The sequence below is a fragment of the Microbispora sp. GKU 823 genome (genome assembly GCF_002027145.1).
GTDB classification, from domain to species: domain Bacteria; phylum Actinomycetota; class Actinomycetes; order Streptosporangiales; family Streptosporangiaceae; genus Microbispora; species Microbispora siamensis.
Genome location: NZ_MWJN01000010.1, coordinates 30,517 through 47,522 on the forward strand (window position 1 = coordinate 30,517; position 17,006 = coordinate 47,522).

17 protein-coding genes and 3 pseudogenes are annotated in these 17,006 nt (G+C 71.2%); 12 read left to right on the forward strand and 8 right to left on the reverse strand.

The annotated features are described in order from the left end of the window. Window positions 1-8 precede the first annotated feature (8 nt). Window positions 9-1,133, forward strand: a complete 1,125-nt coding sequence (locus tag B1L11_RS07935; protein WP_079313876.1) for a sensor histidine kinase — start codon at window positions 9-11, stop codon at window positions 1,131-1,133. Then, on the forward strand, window positions 1,130-1,735 hold the full coding sequence (locus tag B1L11_RS07940; protein WP_079313877.1) for a response regulator transcription factor: 606 nt from the start codon (window positions 1,130-1,132) through the stop codon (window positions 1,733-1,735). Before B1L11_RS07935 ends, B1L11_RS07940 begins: the two co-directional genes overlap by 4 nt. Window positions 1,736-1,739: 4 nt before the next feature. Here B1L11_RS07940 and B1L11_RS07945 read toward each other — a convergent pair whose 3' ends face one another. Next, entirely contained in the window at window positions 1,740-2,183 is a 444-nt protein-coding gene (locus B1L11_RS07945) for a VOC family protein (RefSeq protein ID WP_079313878.1), read from the reverse strand. 21 nt (window positions 2,184-2,204) lie between these two features. Between B1L11_RS07945 and B1L11_RS07950 the strand changes: the two genes are divergently transcribed. The 4 genes from B1L11_RS07950 to B1L11_RS07960 all read left to right on the forward strand — a co-directional run bounded on the left by B1L11_RS07950 (window position 2,205) and on the right by B1L11_RS07960 (window position 4,560). After that, complete coding sequence (locus B1L11_RS07950) at window positions 2,205-2,777, forward strand: ABATE domain-containing protein (RefSeq protein ID WP_079313879.1); 573 nt, start codon at window positions 2,205-2,207, stop codon at window positions 2,775-2,777. Window positions 2,778-2,897: 120 nt separating this feature from the next. After that, window positions 2,898-3,089, forward strand: a complete 192-nt coding sequence (locus B1L11_RS53760) for a hypothetical protein (protein ID WP_306291613.1) — start codon at window positions 2,898-2,900, stop codon at window positions 3,087-3,089. After that, window positions 3,050-3,871: a GlxA family transcriptional regulator gene (locus B1L11_RS07955; protein ID WP_306291614.1), complete on the forward strand. Its 822-nt coding sequence runs from the start codon at window positions 3,050-3,052 to the stop codon at window positions 3,869-3,871. The genes B1L11_RS53760 and B1L11_RS07955 overlap by 40 nt, the downstream gene beginning before the upstream one ends. A gap of 281 nt (window positions 3,872-4,152) precedes the next feature. Next, window positions 4,153-4,560 carry an isochorismatase family protein gene (locus B1L11_RS07960; protein WP_256862329.1) on the forward strand — a complete coding sequence of 136 codons (408 nt, stop codon included), beginning with the start codon at window positions 4,153-4,155 and terminating at the stop codon, window positions 4,558-4,560. Window positions 4,561-4,568: 8 nt separating this feature from the next. Here the strand turns inward: B1L11_RS07960 and B1L11_RS07965 are convergent, their stop codons facing one another. Beyond that, window positions 4,569-5,552 (reverse strand): BtrH N-terminal domain-containing protein, encoded by a 984-nt coding sequence (locus B1L11_RS07965; protein WP_079313880.1) that lies wholly within the window; start codon window positions 5,550-5,552, stop codon window positions 4,569-4,571. 174 nt (window positions 5,553-5,726) lie between these two features. On the opposite strand from B1L11_RS07965, the gene B1L11_RS07970 reads away from it, so the two are divergent. Both B1L11_RS07970 and B1L11_RS07975 read left to right on the forward strand, forming a co-directional pair. Continuing rightward, complete coding sequence (locus B1L11_RS07970; protein WP_079313881.1) at window positions 5,727-6,569, forward strand: helix-turn-helix domain-containing protein; 843 nt, start codon at window positions 5,727-5,729, stop codon at window positions 6,567-6,569. 74 nt (window positions 6,570-6,643) lie between these two features. Further along, window positions 6,644-7,255: a dihydrofolate reductase family protein gene (locus B1L11_RS07975; RefSeq protein ID WP_079313882.1), complete on the forward strand. Its 612-nt coding sequence runs from the start codon at window positions 6,644-6,646 to the stop codon at window positions 7,253-7,255. A 195-nt stretch (window positions 7,256-7,450) separates the two neighbouring features. On the opposite strand, the gene B1L11_RS54590 is transcribed toward B1L11_RS07975, so the two are convergent. Next, complete coding sequence (locus B1L11_RS54590; protein WP_372974654.1) at window positions 7,451-8,164, reverse strand: hypothetical protein; 714 nt, start codon at window positions 8,162-8,164, stop codon at window positions 7,451-7,453. After that, window positions 8,083-9,102 (reverse strand): annotated as a pseudogene (locus tag B1L11_RS53770) (2-isopropylmalate synthase); the annotation flags it as partial. The pseudogene B1L11_RS53770 and the gene B1L11_RS54590, both read right to left, overlap by 82 nt. Window positions 9,103-9,391: 289 nt before the next feature. Between B1L11_RS53770 and B1L11_RS07985 the strand changes: the two are divergent. After that, window positions 9,392-10,084, forward strand: a complete 693-nt coding sequence (locus B1L11_RS07985) for a FadR/GntR family transcriptional regulator (RefSeq protein WP_079313883.1) — start codon at window positions 9,392-9,394, stop codon at window positions 10,082-10,084. A 73-nt stretch (window positions 10,085-10,157) separates the two neighbouring features. Here the strand turns inward: B1L11_RS07985 and B1L11_RS07990 are convergent. After that, window positions 10,158-10,919 (reverse strand): annotated as a pseudogene (locus B1L11_RS07990) (GDSL-type esterase/lipase family protein); the annotation flags it as partial. A 171-nt stretch (window positions 10,920-11,090) separates the two neighbouring features. Here B1L11_RS07990 and B1L11_RS07995 point away from each other — a divergent pair. After that, window positions 11,091-12,313: pseudogene (locus B1L11_RS07995) on the forward strand (isochorismate synthase MenF). A gap of 585 nt (window positions 12,314-12,898) precedes the next feature. On the opposite strand, the gene B1L11_RS08005 reads toward B1L11_RS07995, so the two are convergent. After that, window positions 12,899-13,342, reverse strand: a complete 444-nt coding sequence (locus tag B1L11_RS08005) for a helix-turn-helix domain-containing protein (protein ID WP_079313884.1) — start codon at window positions 13,340-13,342, stop codon at window positions 12,899-12,901. A gap of 311 nt (window positions 13,343-13,653) precedes the next feature. Between B1L11_RS08005 and B1L11_RS08010 the strand changes: the two genes are divergently transcribed. Together B1L11_RS08010 and B1L11_RS08015 are read left to right on the forward strand one after the other, a co-directional pair. Continuing rightward, a complete protein-coding gene (locus tag B1L11_RS08010) occupies window positions 13,654-14,130 on the forward strand; it encodes a phospholipase (protein WP_143737102.1) in 477 nt (158 codons plus the stop codon). Between the two features lie 100 nt (window positions 14,131-14,230). Then, window positions 14,231-14,851, forward strand: a complete 621-nt coding sequence (locus tag B1L11_RS08015) for a transposase (protein WP_372974651.1) — start codon at window positions 14,231-14,233, stop codon at window positions 14,849-14,851. Between the two features lie 191 nt (window positions 14,852-15,042). Here the strand turns inward: B1L11_RS08015 and B1L11_RS08020 are convergent, their stop codons facing one another. Together B1L11_RS08020 and B1L11_RS08025 are read right to left on the reverse strand one after the other, a co-directional pair. Further along, window positions 15,043-16,221, reverse strand: coding sequence for an MAB_1171c family putative transporter (locus B1L11_RS08020; RefSeq protein ID WP_079313886.1), 1,179 nt, complete (start codon window positions 16,219-16,221; stop codon window positions 15,043-15,045). Then, window positions 16,218-16,754 (reverse strand): hypothetical protein, encoded by a 537-nt coding sequence (locus B1L11_RS08025; RefSeq protein ID WP_079313887.1) that lies wholly within the window; start codon window positions 16,752-16,754, stop codon window positions 16,218-16,220. The genes B1L11_RS08020 and B1L11_RS08025 overlap by 4 nt, the downstream gene beginning before the upstream one ends. Window positions 16,755-17,006 lie beyond the last annotated feature (252 nt).

Consider the following 17,006-nt stretch of genomic DNA (forward strand, 5'->3'; position numbering starts at 1 on the left):
CGTTCCCGATGACGAGCGAACGCGACACCTGGCTGGACCCGCTGCGTGAGGGCGAGCGCGGCCCCGACGCCAAGGGCATGTACATGTGGGTGGCCGTGACGGCGGCGCCCGTGTGGGACATCGCGCACGGCCGGACCCATCCCCTCTGGCTGGCCTGGCCTGCCGTACTGGCCACCGCCGGGCTCTACGTGGTCACCACGCACTACGCCTTCACCGACCGGCGGCGCGCCCTGCCGGTGCTCGGGCTGCTCGCGGCGGTGGTCCTGGCGTCCGCCGCCGGGTTCCGGGACAACTGGCTCTACCTGGTCGTCATGCTGGCCGTCGCCATCGGAATCACCGTGCGCGGCAAGGTCCTTCCGGTGGTGCTGCTCGCCGAGTGCGCCGCCGCTCTGGCCGTGGCCGTAGGGGCCGGCGCCGACCTCACCGGCATCCTCGCACTGGTCTGGGGCACGTTCACCGCGGGCCTCATCCCGGCGATCATCATCCGCTTGTGGGAGGCCATCCACGAGCTCAAGGCCACCCGCGAGGAGCTGGCCCGGGCCGCGGTGACCGAGGAGCGGCTGCGTTTCTCCCGCGACCTGCACGACCTGCTCGGGCACACCCTCTCGGTCATGGTCGTCAAGGCCGAGGCCGTACGCCGGCTGTCGCGGGTGGACGCGGACGCGGCGGCCGGTCAGGCGGCCGACATCGAGCAGATCGGGCGGCAGGCGCTGACCGAGGTGCGGGCCGCCGTCACCGGCTACCGGGGCAGGGGGCTCACCGCCGAACTCGACTCGGCCCGCGCCGCGCTCGCGGACGCCGGCATCGAGGCGACCGTCCGCACCTCCTCCGTACGGCCCGGCCCCGAGACCGACGCCCTGCTCGGCTGGGCCGTGCGCGAGGGCGTGACCAACGTCGTACGGCACAGCCGCGCGTCGGCCTGCGAGATCGGCCTGCGCGACGACGGCGGGCTCCTGGTGCTGGAGATCCGCGACGACGGCCCGCCGAAGAAGGCCCGCGGGCACGGCAACGGGCTGATCGGCCTGCGCGAACGGGTGAAGGCCGCCGCCGGCACGGTGGAGACCACGGCCCCGCCCGACGGAGGATTCCTGCTCCGGGTGGCCGTGCCGTACGCGAAGGAGGACGGTCAGTGATCAAGGTGCTGCTGGCCGAGGACCAGGGCATGATGCGCGGCGCGCTGGCCCTGCTCCTCGGCCTGGAGGAGGACATCGAGGTCGTCGCCCAGGTCGGCCACGGCGACGAGGTGGTGGAAGCCGCCCTGCGCACCCGGCCCGACGTGGCCCTGCTCGACATCGAGATGCCGGGCCGCGGCGGGCTGGAGACCGCCGCCGACCTGCGCGAGCGCCTGCCCGGCTGCGCCGTGCTCATCCTCACGACGTTCGGGCGGCCCGGCTACCTGCGCCGTGCCATGGAAGCCGGGGCGCGCGGGTTCCTGGTCAAGGACGGCCCGGTCGAGGACCTCGCCGACGCCGTCCGCCGGGTGCTGCGCGGTGAGCGGGTCATCGACCCCGCCCTCGCGGCGGCCGCGCTGAGCACCGGCCCGAGCCCGCTGACCGACCGGGAACGGGACGTCCTGGCCGCGGCGGCCGACGGCTCGACGATCTCCGACATCTCGGCCCGCCTCCACCTGTCGGAGAGCACCGTGCGCAACTACCTGTCGTCCGCCATCGGCAAGACCGGCACCAGGAACCGGATCGAGGCCGCCCGCCTGGCCCGCCACAACGGCTGGCTGTAGAGGGTCACTGCACGTCGAACTCGTTGCCCTCCGGGTCGGCCATGGTCACGTGGTGACTCCCGGGCTCCCGTACGGTGCGCAGCACGGTGGCGCCCAGTGCCTTGAGCCGGTCCACCTCGGCGTCCCTGCGCTCGGGGCCCGCGTGCAGGTCGATGTGCAGGCGGTTCTTGCCGGCCTTCGGCTCGGGGACCGCCTGGAAGAGGATCCGGCGGCCGAGCCCGGTGCCACTGGCCGGATCGAACGGGTCGTCCGGGTGCCGTACCGCCCGCAGCGTCCGGAAGGCCGTACGGTCAGGGGTCACCGCCTCCTCCCCCACGACGCCGGCGGCCAGGAGCCGGCCGACCAGCACGCTGTTGTCCTCCACCTCGTAGCCCAGCGCCTCGGCCCAGAACGCGGCCTGCGCGTGCGGGTCCGCGCAGTCGATGACGAGCTTCCATTCGAGAGTCATGTAACCCTTTATACTGGTTACATGAGCCTGACGCTACACCCACGCGACGGGGCCTCCTTCCGTTTCGACCCGGGCGCCCTGTGCCTGGAGTTCCTGGTCAGCGGCGGCGTGGGGGTCTACGCCCACTACGAGACGCTGCACGAGCCGGCGGACCTGGCACGGTGGGCCGCGGTGTCCCGGCTCGGCCTGGAGGAAGCGGACACGACGGCCGCCGACCTCGACCGTGCGAAGGCCCTGCGTACCGCCCTGTGGGGGCTCGCCGGCGACCGCGTCCACGGGCGCACGCCACGGCAGGCGGACGTGGACGCCGTCAACCGGGCGGCGTCCGCCCCGCCGTTGACGCCCGTGATGACGGCGGACGGGCTACGTTCCTGGGCCACCCCCGCGACCGGGGGCCAGGTGGTCGCGACCGTCGCGAGGGACGCGATCGAGCTGTTCACCGGCCCGCTGGCCGACCGTGTGCGGGAGTGCGCGGGTGACAACTGCGCCCTCATCTTCGTCGACACCTCACGGCCGGGCAGCAGGCGCTGGTGCTCGATGGAGCGGTGCGGCAACCGCCACAAGGTCCGCGCGCACCGCTCCCGCGAAGACTAGACGCGGCCCCTGCCGTTCCGCACCGGCATGTGATCGCGCCGGCGGACGCCCGCCCGGATGTCCGCATGTGACAGAACCCCGTCATGGCGGCCACGGCGGCGCAATAGCGACAATAGGGGCATGCCCGCTCCGCACCGTGTCGTCATCGCCGTGTTCCCCGACGTCGATCTCCTCGACGTCACCGGGCCCGCGGAGGTGTTCGCGGTCGCCAACCGGGAGATGTCCGGCCGGCCGCCCTACCAGGTGCTGCTGGCGGCCCGGACGGCGGCCAGGTGCGCACCTCTGCCGGCGTCCGGCTCGCCACCGACCTGACCTTCGCCCAGGTCGGCGACCGGGTGGACACCCTCGTGGTGCCCGGAGCGGTGGATCGCGACGGGGCGCCCGTGATCGACCCGCACGTGGTCGGCTGGATCGGCGAGACCGCCCGGCACGCCCGCCGCGTCGCCTCGGTGTGCGTCGGCGCGCACCTGCTGGCCGCCGCGGGCCTGCTGGCGGGCCGGACGGCGACCACGCACTGGGCCACCGCCGACCGGCTGGCGGCCGACCACCCCGACGTCGTCGTGGACCCGGACCCGATCTACGTCCGTTCGGGGAAGGTGTGGACGGGCGCGGGGATCAGCGCGTGCATGGATCTCGCGCTGGCCCTGGTCGCCGAGGACCACGGCGAGCGGCTGGCGCTGGCGGTGGCCCGGCAGCTGGTGATGTACCTCAAGCGCCAGGGCGGGCAGAGCCAGTTCAGCGTCCCGCTGTGGCGGGCCCCGGCCGAGCGCCGCGACCTCGACGAACTGCGGGCGTGGATCACCGAGAACCTGACCGCCGACCTGTCCGCCGCTGCGCTCGCCGAGCGGATGTGCCTGAGTGAACGCCACTTCACCCGGGTCTTCCGGAAGGAGACCGGCGAAACCCCGGCCGCGTACGTCGAGGCGGCGCGGACGGAGGCGGCGCGGCGGCTGCTGGAGAGCACCGACGAGCCGCTGGAGCGGGTCGCCGCCGCGGCCGGCCTGGGCTCGGTGGAGACCCTGCACCGCGTGTTCAGGCGGCGGCTGGCCACCACCCCTGCGGCCTACCGGCGGCGCTTCCGCACCGCCGCCTGATCTTTCCCCTTTCGCCCCGGCCCGGCAGGGCCGGCGCCTCGTCCTGCCCTTTTCCCTCTGTTTTCCCCTCTGTGCAAGGAGACCCGTGATGACCGTTTCGACGACCCTGCGTGACGTGATCGGCCTGGACGGCGCGCTGCCGGCGCTCTCGGCGAGCACCCTGATCATGATCGATTTCCAGAACACCTATCGCACCGGCGTCATGGCGCTGCCGGACGCCGACCGCGCCCTGGACGCCGCCGCCCGCCTCCTGGACCGCGCCCGCGCCGCCGGCGCCTGTGGTGCACGTGGTCAACGACGGCGGCGAAGGCAGCCCGTACGACATCCGGGCCGAGATCGGGCGGATCGACGCGCGCGTCGCGCCCCGGGACGGCGAGCCGGTCGTGGTGAAGAACTTCCCGGACTCCTTCCACGGCACCGATCTGCTGGAGGTGCTGCGCGGCCTGGACGCCGGGCCGGACCTGGTGCTGGCGGGCTTCATGACCCACATGTGCGTCCAGTTCACCGCCCAGGGCGCGTTCAACCTCGGTTACCGGCCCACCGTGGTGGCCGAGGCGTGCGCGACCCGGCCGCTCGCGGGCCCGGACGGCGCGCCGATCCCGGCGCAGGCCCTGCACGCCGCCGCCCTGACCACGATCGGCGACCTGTTCGGCCCGGTCGCCGCCCGGGTGGCCGACCTGCCCGCCTGATAGGCGGTCTACAACCGGCGCAGCACCTGCATGGCGTCCCTCTCGATGCGCGAAAGATCGTGGAGGATGACGCCGGCCTGCTCGAGGCACCCCGCGTCGCCGCTCTCCCCGGCCTTCGCGATAAGGGTGGACACGTGCGTCCACAGGACGGCGGCCTCGGCGTACAACCGGTGACCGGCGCGGAGGTTGCCGTCGTCGATCAGCCGGGTGCACTCGTCGAGGAAGTCGCGATAGAGGGCGCGGAACAGGGCGCCGCCGGTGCCGCCCTTCTCCATGAGGAGGGCGGCCTGCGGCAGGTCCTGCCGCGGCTCGGCGGCGCGCAGCAACCACCTGGGCACCTGTTTGCCGGCCTTCTCGATGCCGCGGTGGCCCAGGTTCGCGATGGGAGCGGCGAGGAAGGCCTCGGCGCAGTCCTTGATGGCGGGGACGATCCGGTCCTGCCAGGAGACCGGGTGCGCCGGCAGGGAGATGGTGAAGGAGCGGTTCCTGGCGGTCATCGGGCCGCGTTCGGCCCGCGCCGTGGCGAGGCCGGCGCGGCTGGTGCGCACCGCGCCGCCCTGCTGGTCGGTGTCCACGAGGTGGACGTCGTGCTCGTCGTAGCCGTACATGGCGACGACATGACCGCCGAAGTGCAGCTTGGTGCGGAAATAGTCCAGGTGGTAGCAGTCGAGCTGGAGGCCGACCGGCCGGCCGGAGTCGATGGCGGCGGCCACGTTCTCCCATGCCTTGCGTGGTGAGGTCGTCTCCTCGACCGTCAACGTCAGCCCCAGCCTGGCGGCCAGGTTCCTGGTGAGCTCGAACGGCTTGACGCGTCCTCCGAGAAAGGGGAACGGCATGCCCTTGCTGTCCCAATAGATGAAGGACAGGCCCGAGCCCAGCCCGAACAGCATGGGCTCGGACAGATCGAGCCCCTCATGCCGCAAGAGCACGCCCAGCGCCGTCGTCTCGCAGTGGTGCATGCCACGGGCGTCGATGTCCTTCACGATGGTCATGCGTCGCTCTCCTCATGCTGACGCGGCGTACGGTCACCCACTGGGAGACCACTGGGAACAGCATGAAACCTCCCACAGTGGGAGAGTCCAGACGGTCGCTCCCGCCAGGGCCTGTATCGGCGGGGGCCGGCGACCTCCCTCGCGAATCGGACCGTCGTCGGCCACACTGCCTCCATGGAATACGTCGGCCGGGTGCCCTCGCCGCCGCTCGACCAGTTCATCGACGACATCTACTGCCTGACCGGTGTGCCGCGCCACCGCCGGATGAACGTCCCGCCGATGCCGTCGGCACACCTGTTCGTCAACCTGGGCGAACCCGTCCGCCTGTGGGATTCCGACCCTTCGGTGCCGCCGGCGATGCTCATCGATGCGTGGTTCATGGGTGTATGGACCCGGCGTTTCCTCTTCGAGTACCCCGCACGAGTGCGGCTCGTCGGGGTGCACTTCAAACCTTGGGGGATGTCGCCGTTCGTCGACATGCCGGCGATCGAGCTGCGGGACCGATGGGTGCCGGTCGACGGCGTCTGGCAACGGTCGTTGGACCGGTTTCGCGACCAGGTCGGCGCAATCGCATCGGCCACCGAGACCCTGCGGGTGCTGGAGGAGGAGCTGCGATCGCGGTTCGCCGAGGCACCGTCGCGCGGCCTCGGCCTGGTCCGGCACACAGGCGGGCGTTTGGAGACTTCCCACGGCGCGGTCCCGGTCGGTGCGCTGGCCGATGCCGCCGGGGTGAGCGGCAATCACCTGGCCACGCAGTTCAAGTCTCACGTCGGGGTCACCCCGAAGCGGGTGGCGCGGATCTACCGCTTCGCGCGGCTGATCCTGTCCGTGGACGCCCTGCATCCGGTCGACTGGTCGGATCTCGCCCAGACGGCGGGCTACTTCGACCAGGCCCACTTCAGCAGGGAGTTCAAGGACTTCACCGGCCACACCCCGACGGAATACCTGGCCCTGCGGCGCCGATTCCCCGCCGAGCAGGGGTTTCCACCGGACAGCGGTCCGATGCCCACTGATTGATTTTTTACAAGCCAAGTCGCCCACAGGACCGACAAGATCGAGGGCGGATGCGCAAGGAGCGTCGAGGAGAACCTGTGGGCACAGTGATCATGCACAGCGCGGTGTCGGTGGACGGTTTCATCGCGGACGAGAACGACGACGTCGGGCCGCTCCACGACTGGTACTTCAGCGGGGACACCCCGATCACCGAAGACGGCGACCAGCGATACGACCATTCCGGAGCCGGCAGCGGCTTCAAGGTCTCACGTGCATCGGCGGAGTACGTCCGGCCGATGTGGGAGGCGATCGGCGCGATCGTTATGGGCCGCACCCTGTTCGACCTGGTGAACGGCTGGGAAGGCCAGCCGCCCTCGGGTGACCACGTGATCGTGGTGTCCCACCGGCCCAAGCCCGAGGGCTGGCACCCCGAGGCGTCGTACCATTTCGTCGATGGCGTGACGGCTGCGATCGACAAGGCCCAGGAGCTCGCCGGGGAGAGAACCGTCGCGGTGAACGCCGGCGAAGTGGGCGGCCAGATCCTCGCGGCCGGTCTCGTGGACGAGGTGGCGATGGACGTGGTGCCGGTGGTGTTCGGGTCGGGCAGACGCTACTTCGGCAGCATCGCTGGGCAGCACCTGCTGGAGGATCCCCACCTGATCATCCAGGGCGACCGAGTGCTGCACCTGAAGTTCAAGGTACGCCGCTGAGGGCCTGTATCAGCGATCGCCGCCCTGGCCGCCTGGGTGCCGGCAGCGGCGGCGACCAGCCCGCCCACTGCGCATCGGTCAGGTCGGACAGTCACCGCCGAGGGGGCCACGAGGTCTCCGGTGTGGGGTTCGTCTTGGTCGATCGACCCTCTGCCGGAGACCTCCTTCGCCGCCGATCTCCTACGTCCCGTGTCCTCAGCCGGCGAGGGCGCGGTTGACGGCGGCGAGCACCGCCCGGGCGGACGCCGTCACGGCGTCGGCGTCCTCGCCCGCTCCCCAGACGGGCGTGTCACCGACACGGCACCGGGCGTAGGCGACGGCGCCGCCCTCCACCGGATGCCCGCCCTGCCAGAGCACCTCCACCGCGATCCCGGACGCCTCGAGCGCGGCGGTGAGGGCCGCCGCCGGTTCGGCGCCGCTTCCCTCGCTTTCGCGCCCGTCCCGCCGGACCAGGCAGTGGAAGCCGTCGCCGCCGGCGGTGCACGACGACAGCGTGACCGGCCCGTCCTCTGCCATGTACGCGGCGCGGAACAACTGGAGCAGGTCCTTCGGCGTGGCCTCCCGCCCGCTGCGGTCCGTCGCGTCCTGCACGACGCGGGAGAACTCGGCGCGCAGCGCCTTCGGCAGGTCGAGCCCGTGGTGCGCCTGGAGGAGGTGGGCGATGCCGCCCTTGCCCGACTGGCTGTTGACCCGGATGACCGCCTCGTAGGTGCGCCCGACGTCGGCCGGGTCGATCGGCAGATAGGGCACCGACCAGGGCGCCTCCCCACCGCCACGCCCCGCTCGGCCGCCACCCGCTCGTGGTGGGCGAGCCCCTTGCTGATCGCGTCCTGGTGGGTCCCGGAGAAGGCCGTGTAGACCAGGTCTCCCCCGTACGGATGCCGTATGTGGACCGGCAGACGGTTGCACTCCTCGACGGTCCGCCGGATGACGTCGATGTCGGAAAAGTCGATCATCGGGTCGACGCCCTGCGCGTACAGGTTGAGCGCGAGGGTGACCAGGTCGACGTTCCCGGTGCGCTCGCCGTTGCCGAACAGGCAGCCCTCGACGCGCTGCGCCCCGGCCAGTACGGCGAGCTCCGCGCAGGCCACCCCCGTGCCCCTGTCGTTGTGCGGGTGGACCGAGAGGATGACCGCGTCACGCCGTTCGAGATGGCGGTGCATGTACTCGATCTGGTCGGCGTACAGGTTCGGCGTGGCGATCTCGACGGTGGCGGGCAGGTTGTGGATCACCGGCCGGTCGGGCGAGGCGTCCCACAACCGGGTGAGGCCGTTGCAGACTTCCAGGACGAAGTCGGGCTCGGTGCAGTTGAACACCTCCGGGGAGAACTCGAACCGCACCGCCGTCTCCGGCATGGCGTCGGCGAGTCGCGCGATGTGCTCGGCGGCCTCCCGGATGAGCGCGCGCAGACCGGCCCGGTCCTGTCCGAGCACGACGTCGCGCCAGACCGGCGCGGTCGCCGTGTACAGGTGCACCACCACCCGCGGCATGCCCTGGACGGAGGCGAAGGTCTGCTCGATGAGGTCGCGACGGGCCGCCGTGAACACCACGGGGGTCACGTCGTCCGCCACCGCGCCGCTCGCGGCCAGGTGACGGACGAAGTCGAAGTCGGTCCGGCTCGACGACGGGTAGCCGACCTCGATCTCCTTGAACCCCATCGCCACGAGGAGGTCGAACATGCGGCGCTTGCGCGGGGTGTCCATCGGCTCGGCCAGCGCCTGGTTGCCGTCGCGCAGGTCGACGGGCACCCACAGCGGCGCCCGCTCGATCCTGCGCCCCGGCCAGGTGCGCGGGATCTCGGGAATCTCGACCCGCTCGTGTGCGGGCCGGTAGCGGTGGTACGGCATCGCGCTGCCCCGCTGGGGATTCCAGGCGGGAGCATCGGCGGGCACCGGGCCCTCCGGCGTGCGAAGCGTGGGGAAGGGAGTGGAGACGGTGGTCACGGAGATGATCCTTCGGTCGGTCTTCGGGCGACCGGCGGCACGGCACCCCGCGGCGGGGCGCCGGTCATCGGATCAAACCCCGCCGCGGCGGCCGAGAAGCAGGCCGGAAAGACGGCCGAAGGACCAGTGCGGCGACATGCCGGTTAGACTAACCACAGGACAACTCCTCAGACAACCTGAGAGGTGAAGCTCGATGGCGCTCGGTGCGCTCCACCGCAGCCCCCTCGTCGACCAGGCCGTCGAGAGCCTGCGCGAGCAGATCGCCGAGGGCCGCTGGCCGGTCGGCACCCGGCTGCCCGGCGAGACGACCCTGGCCACGACCCTGGGCGTGGGCCGTTCCACCGTCCGCGAGGCCCTGCGGGCGCTGGCCGGAGCCGGGCTGGTCCAGGCGCGGCAGGGCGCCGGGGTCTTCGTCATCGCCACCAGACCCGCCGAGGACTGGACGGCCCGTCTGCGCCGGGCCGCCGTGACCGACGTCTACGAGGTGCGCATGCTGGTCGAGGTGCAGGCCGCCCGGCTGGCGGCGCTGCGCCGTACGCCGGACGACGTGACGGCGCTGCACGCGGCGCTGGAGGCCCGGCGGGCCGCCGCGCGGGAGAGCGACGCGGCCTTCGTCGACGCCGACATCGCCCTGCACGCGGCCGTCGTCGCCGCCGCGCACAACCCGGTGCTGACCGATCTGTTCGCCGAGTTCGTCCCCCGGCTGCGGGAGGGTCTGGTCGCCCTGGTGGACCTGCTCGACCTGCGGGCGGGCGACCCGAACCCGGGAGACGAGACCCACGCGGCGTTCGTCGGCGCCGTCGAGCGCGGTGACGCCGACGACGCGGGCCGCGTGCTGCAGGAGGAACTGGAGCAGACCCTCGACCGCCTCCGCCGGGCGGGCTGAGGACGGGGCTCAGGGCGCGATCAGGCTCGACGTCGGAGAAGAAGCCCGCGTCGAAAGTGATCTTGGCGAGGGCCTTCTGGCCGTCGGCATTGGGGTGGAAGTAGTCCCACCCGCTCACCTGCTTCAGCGTGAAGGGATAGGAGAAGACCGCACCCCCGTCGTAGCGGCAGGCCGGACCGTAGCTCTCACACGCCTGCCTGAGCTGCCCGTTGTAGTCCATCACCCGCTCGCGCACCCGGTCGCGCCTGGCCTCGTCCTTCTTCGCGGTGGACTTCGGGTTGGCCAGCATCGACTGGCAGATGTGACCGATCCCCCAGAAGACGCGCGCCCACCCGTTGTCCTTGCCGACCCGCCACAGGCGCTTGACGTCCGGGATGCTCGCGACGTAGATCCGCGCGCCGGTAGGCCGCAGCACGTCGAAGGCCTGGTCGATGTTGCGCCGGAACGCCCCCACGGGCGTCATCTCCTTCTCGGTGCCCACGCATGCGTCCTGTGCGCCGATCAGCACGGTGACGTAGCCGGCCCCGGCCTGGGCGGCCTGCCGTGCCTGCCCGGCCAGGTCGGCGCTGGTCGCCCCCGGGACGGCGAAGTTCAGGTTGTGCCCCTTGATCGCGCTCCCCATGGCGAGCAGGCGCAGATAGTGGCTGTTCACCGACGGCGAGTCGCCCGCGGACCACGAGCGGGACGTGCAGGCGACGTACCAGCCGCAGGCGTTGAACCCCGCGCTGATCGAGTCGCCCAGCGCCGCCATCACGGCGGGCGTCGTACGGGCGTGGGCGCCGGTCGGCACGAGCAGGACAGCCGTGGCCAGGACCGGCGTGATCTTCTTGATCATGGGCACCTCCGGGAGATCAAAGGTAGGGATCGCATGGAGGTGCGCTCTATCGCCACCAGGGAAGGCGAGCCTTCCATGACCAAGTTCCTATCGCGGCTTGACAGAGGGAGCCCGGGGCCGCAAGGGGGGGCTCTTGTCGAACATGTTCAGATCCTGCGTAGAGTGAGTCGGGTGAGTGTCGCTCTTATCCGGCCCCTCGTGGTTCGCACGGTCGCGGTGAGCGACCCTGACGACCTGCTGGCGCGTCTGCCCGACGCCGCGCCGTACGCCTGGATCAGACACGGTGAGGGACTCGTGGGCTGGGGGGAGGCGGCACGTGCCGCGGTGCCGCCCGGCCCCGGCCGGTTCGACTGGGCGCGCGGCTGGCTCTCCTCGCTGTTCGCCGGGGCGCTCATCGAGGACGAGGTGGGCGTGCCGGGCTCGGGACCGGTCGCCTTCGGCTCCTTCACCTTCGACGGCGACGCCCAGGGGACCGTGCTGGTCGTCCCCCGCGTGGTGCTCGCCCGGCGGGACGGCCGCGCCTGGCTCACCACGATCGGCGACGACGCCTTCGACCTGGTCACCCCGCCGAGAGAGCCCGGCCGCATCCGGTACGCGGACGGCTCCCTCACGGCGCCCGAGTGGGAGCACCGGGTCGCGCGTGCCGTACGGCGGATCAAGGACGGCGCGCTGGACAAGGTCGTGCTCGCCCGCGACCTGACGGCCGTCGCCGAGCGGGACATCGACCCCCGCGTGCTGCTGGCGCGGCTGGCCGAGCGCTACCCCGAGTGCTACACGTTCTCCGTGGACGGGCTGGTCGGCGCGACGCCGGAACTGCTGGTGCGGCACACCGGCCAGGCGGTGGAGTCGCTGGTCCTCGCGGGCACGACGGCGCGAGGCGGCGGCGCGGCCGACGACGCCGCCCGCGCCGCCGCGCTCTACGCCTCGAAGAAGGACCGCCACGAGCACGCCTGCGCGGTCGCCTCGGTCCGGGAGGCCCTCGCCCCCCTGTGCTCGAGCTGCACGTCCCCGACGAGCCCGAGCTTCTGGTGCTGCCCAACGTGCAGCATCTGGCCAGCCGGGTCACCGGGCGGCTGTCCGACGGCGCGTCGGTGCTCGACGTGGTGGCGGCCATGCACCCCACGGCCGCCGTCGGCGGGACGCCCACCGGCGCCGCGCTCGGCGTCATCCGCGAGCTGGAGGGCATGGACCGCGCGGGCTACGCCGGGCCGGTCGGCTGGATCGACTCGCGCGGCGACGGCGAGTGGGGCATCGCGCTGCGCTGCGCGTACGTCTCGGGCAGGCGCGCCCGGCTGTTCGCCGGCTGCGGCATCATGGCCGGGTCGGACCCCGCCGCCGAACTCGCCGAGGCGCAGGCCAAGCTCCGCGTGATGCGGTTCGCCCTGGAGGGGTGACCGCCTCTCCCCGTCTCGGGGCTTGAGCAGCAACCGAACGGCCCGGGCGCGCTGCGGTCTGGGCGCCGCGCAGGCGAGCGTTGGCGCGCTCCAGGGGCCGCGGGGTCGCGGCCGAGCAGATCCGGCAGGTACGCCGTGGCGGCCCTGTCGAATAACAGCCCGTCGAGAGCGAGCAGGAACGCGAGGGCCGCCACCAGCGGGATGCTCAGCACGTCGAGCGCCGCCGCCGCAGCAGCGGCAGCGTCAGGCGGCCGGGGCCGCGCGGCGGCGACCTCCGCACGGGTCAGCGCCCGGGTGCGGCCGGGGGGTTGGCGTATTCCGGCTGCCCCCCTTCCTGGGTTCCTCGACCCCGTACATGGTCAAGCAGTGGCGGCGCGAGCACCCGGGCAGCCGAATCCCGGGCACATTTTCGTTCGTCCTGGCCCTCCGGATCGAGCCGACCACCCGTCGCAGTGGCAACCCAGGTCCGCGTAGTGCGCGCAATCCGCAAGTTCGAACACGTGATCACCCCCCCACTGGCGCTGGCGGTCTCCGGCCCGGAGTTCCTGTATGCCCTTATGCGAGCCGAGGCGAAGCGACCCACGCTCAGAGATCTCGCTCCGGGGAGGTCTCCGGTAGACCTTCGAGTTCGCGCACCCGGTCAACCATGTCGGTGATCGCGTCCAGGCTCTTGGGGGACAGGCCGGAGGCGCGCAGGGCGATCCGCCGGACCGAGGCGTCACGCAGCGCGCTCAGGAGCTGGAGCTCGGCGTCGATGCGCTGCGTCGCCGCGTCGTCGAAGAAGTAGGCGGGTGGGACTCCGAAGAAGTCGGCCAGGGCTTCCAGATGGCGCTTGGTGGGGTTGTCGCGGATGCCCTTCCGTAGCTGCCAGACGTAGGTGGCCGAGATCGTCGGCCCGCCCTTTTGCCGGATGGTCTCGGCGACGTCTTCGAGGCTGTACTCGCCGCCGCCGCGCGGGCGGACTGTGGCGAAGAGATGGTTCAACTTGTCCGCCAGCGTCCGCTCGGCCCTCGGCTCGGTGTCAGCCATGGACGCTCCTCTCGGTGCTCACCCGGGGAATCCTCCCCAGCGTACCAGCCGACGTGAATGACTATCCGGCTGCCCAGTTCACAGCAGTTGACACCTCATTTACCTGGGTTTATATTCGTATCGTCTAGATGAACTGAGATTAAGGCGACGGGCACCGCACCCCAACTGTCCCCCGCCGCCGGAATCTCGCACGGCCAGATCACGTGAGTCCGCTTTTCGTTCCGATTTTCGCGCGCGCCCGAAATCGTTCCCGAAATACCGCGCACCTGCGAATTTGCGCTGCCAAATTCACCCCCCGAAAGGAATCTCCCATGAAAATGCGCACCGGTCTCGCCGCAGTCACCACGGCCGCAGCCGCACTGGGCACCGTTGTCGTGGCAGCCCCCGCCGCATCCGCCGACCCCTACGACCCCAACCTGTACGCGGTCGTGACCGACAATTTCCTCTTCAACATCTCGATCAGCTCGTTCCTGGACTACCGCAACTCCAAGGTGTACTCCCCCAGTCTCGACTGGAGCTCGGACGGCTGCTCCTCGCCGCTGCCCAACGGCAACAAGCCGGGCGGGTTCGATTTCCTGCCTTCCTGCCAACGCCACGATTTCGGCTACCGCAATTACAAAAAGCAGGGCAGGTTCACCGAGTACAACCGCGGGCAGATCGACAACAACTTCCGCTCGGACATGTACAACTACTGCAGCCGATTCTCCGGACTGAAGGCGGCGCTGGGCGTGGCGTGCCGCCGGTACGCCGACACCTACTACGCGGCCGTGCGCAACTTCAGCGCCTAGTACTCCAGTGACACTTCGCTTCGCGGTCCTGGTCGCATGAGAACGGCCATCACGTGATCATTCGGAGTTTGTGAAGACCTCTGAAGATCGCGTGATGGCCGTGGCCGACAGCGTAGACCCTGACCGCTGGGTCGTCACCCTCAATGAGCTGGTGACGCGGATCGCGCACCGGTTCAGCCGCATCGAGCCGCGCCGCGCGGCCAACGCGTACGTCCGGGGCCTGCTGTCGGACGTCGAGCGGAAGAACTGCTGGAACCTGGCCGAGCACGCCGGGCTGAGCGGCCCGCAGACCATGCAGCGCCTGCTGCGCACCGCGCGCTGGGACGCCGAGGCCGTACGCGATGACGTCCGCGGCTACGTGAGCGAACACCTCGGCGGCGATGGCGTGCCGATCGTCGACGAGACCGGCTTCCTCAAAAAGGGCCTGCGATCGGCTGACGTGCAACGCCAGTACAGCGGTACGGCCACCGGGGAACTGGCCTTCTACCGCTGCTACGCGCCCCGGCCGACACCACTGGCCGCCCTGGTGCGCATCGCCGGCATCCGCTGGACCGTTGAGGAGTCCTTCCAGGCCGCCAAAGGCCAGGTCTGGCTGGACCACTACCAGGTCCGCAGCCGGGACGGCTGGTATCGCCACATCACCCTGGCGATGCTCGCCCTGGCCTTCCTCGCGGTCCTGGCCGCATTCCAGCCCGACGGCGACGAAGCGCATCCCCCTTGACCATGCCCGAGATCCGCCGCTCACTGGCCGCCCTCACCCTCACCCGACACCGCAGGATCGAGGAGATCCCGCACTGGTCACACTGGCGACGTCGCCATCAAGCCACCGCCCGCCGATGCCACTACCAGCGCAGATCCCAACCATGATCTCAATGTGTCACTGGAGTACTAGTCCCGTACTAGTCCGGCCAGTCAGCACGGCTGGCGGCGGAAGGCTCGGGCGACATCCCCGAGGAAGGCGATGTCGCTGTCGAGATCGCCGCCACCTGGAACCAAGGGCGGCGCCCACGAACCCACCGGGTCGGCGCCGCCCGCCTTGGCCCGTAGCGCGGCGCTCAGCAGGGCCGCCTCGGCCAGCGCGTCCAGCTTGCGGCCGGACGCGCCGGTCGCGGCGGCCCGGCCGTACGCTGCTGCGGCCGCATCGACGTCGAGGTAGGGCAGCAGGGCCAGCCGGCCGTCACGGATCTCGACGACCCGCCGGTACAGGCGCAGCCCGAGGTCGCGCGGCCACAGCAGCTCGACCAGCCGGGACGCCGGCGGTGCCAGCGCGATCTGCGGCGCCGCCCGGTACAGCGCCAGCCACAGCGGCCCGAGCCCGTGGTAGACGCGATACTGCCGCAACCAGGCCACCATGTGGGGCATCCGCGGTCCCCACACCGGCATGGTGAAGCCCGCCACGATGAGGACGTGCGCGAGCGGCGGCAGGAACATCTCCACGAGCGCGCGCGGGCCGGGCCCCAGGTAGGGCAGGTCGAACCTGTGCTGCACGAAGAACAGCATCCGGTGCACGTGGTAGGCGAGCGCGTCCACCGTGCCGATGACCGCGAGGCGGACTCCCCAGCGCAGGGCCGGGCCGTTCGCCAGGTTCGAGTAGCGCCAGCCCAGCCGCACCCACCGGAAGCTGGCCGGGGCCAGGCAGGCCAGGTAGACCAACCAGTATTCGAGGACCCAGGGCGTGTCTGCGTAGCGGCTGGCGAAGCGTACGTCGTTGACCGGAGTGGGGGCGAGGACGAAGAAGACGGTCATCGCCGCCACCGCGCCGGCCAGCCACCCCACGGTGCGCACCGCCCGGGCCCGCGCCTGCGCCGGCGGGTAGGTCATATGGAACAGGAACGCCTGCAGCGCCCCGATCACCAGCAGCATGCTGGCGTGGCAGAGCAGCCGGGCGAGGTTGGGCACGCCGGTGAACCGCCCGATCCATTCGTAGGCCACCGGCGTGTTCACGGTCTGGGAGACGGCGAGCCCGCTCAGCGCGAGCAGAACCGCGATACGCATCGGATCGCGCGACAGCCGTCGCGTGGAGAAGATCCGCCACGCCAGGAAACCCCAGGTCAAGGTGGTGGGCCCGTACAGGCGCAGCCACGCACTCATGCGCTATCGCGCCGCCGGGCCTGAGGGCCCTCGGACCACTCCAGCGCGGCCTGCAGCCGGTCGGATATCGTCCCGCCCCGCCGCGGGGTCATCGGCTCGGCCCGGGCCCGCTGCCAGATGAGCGAGGCGAGCAGCTCCGCCTCCTGCTCCTCCACCGCCGAATAGCCCGCGCGCTCCAGGACCCTGCGCACCATCTCCGGATCCAGATCCGGCAGCAGCCACCGGGTGTCCTCGGCCGCCGAGTCCGGAGCCGGGTAGTGGTCGCACAGGATGTGGCACAGCTCGTGCAGGATGATGTGCTCCTGGTGCGGCGTCGTGGTCGCCTGCTCGTAGAAGATCAGGTCGGCCACCTCGGTCGCCACCCACAGCCCATACACGCCCGCTCCGCCGGTCAGCGGCCGCAGATGGATGGGCCGCCCGCGCTGCTCGGCCACCACCGCGCACAGTCGCCGCACGTCAAACGGCGAAGGCAACGGCAACTGCCGCGCCCTGGCCTCGCACGCCCGGCGTAATTCCCTGAGCCTGCTCGCCACGCGACTCACATCCTCGCGAGGACAGAGAAAACAGAATTGCGGCCCGGCTCGGCTCCGCTCACCCACGCCGTCGTGCAAGTCATTTGCCCTCCCGTATGAACTACGTGGCGCAAGCTCGCAAACTCGTAAATGATACCCAAAGGCAGATCCCACATCGGTATCGATCGCGGCTCCTGCATATAAAGCAGGAACACCACGACCGGACCGACGGAAGAACACCGCTCCAGATCGGCCTGCGACGGCGGCCCCGCG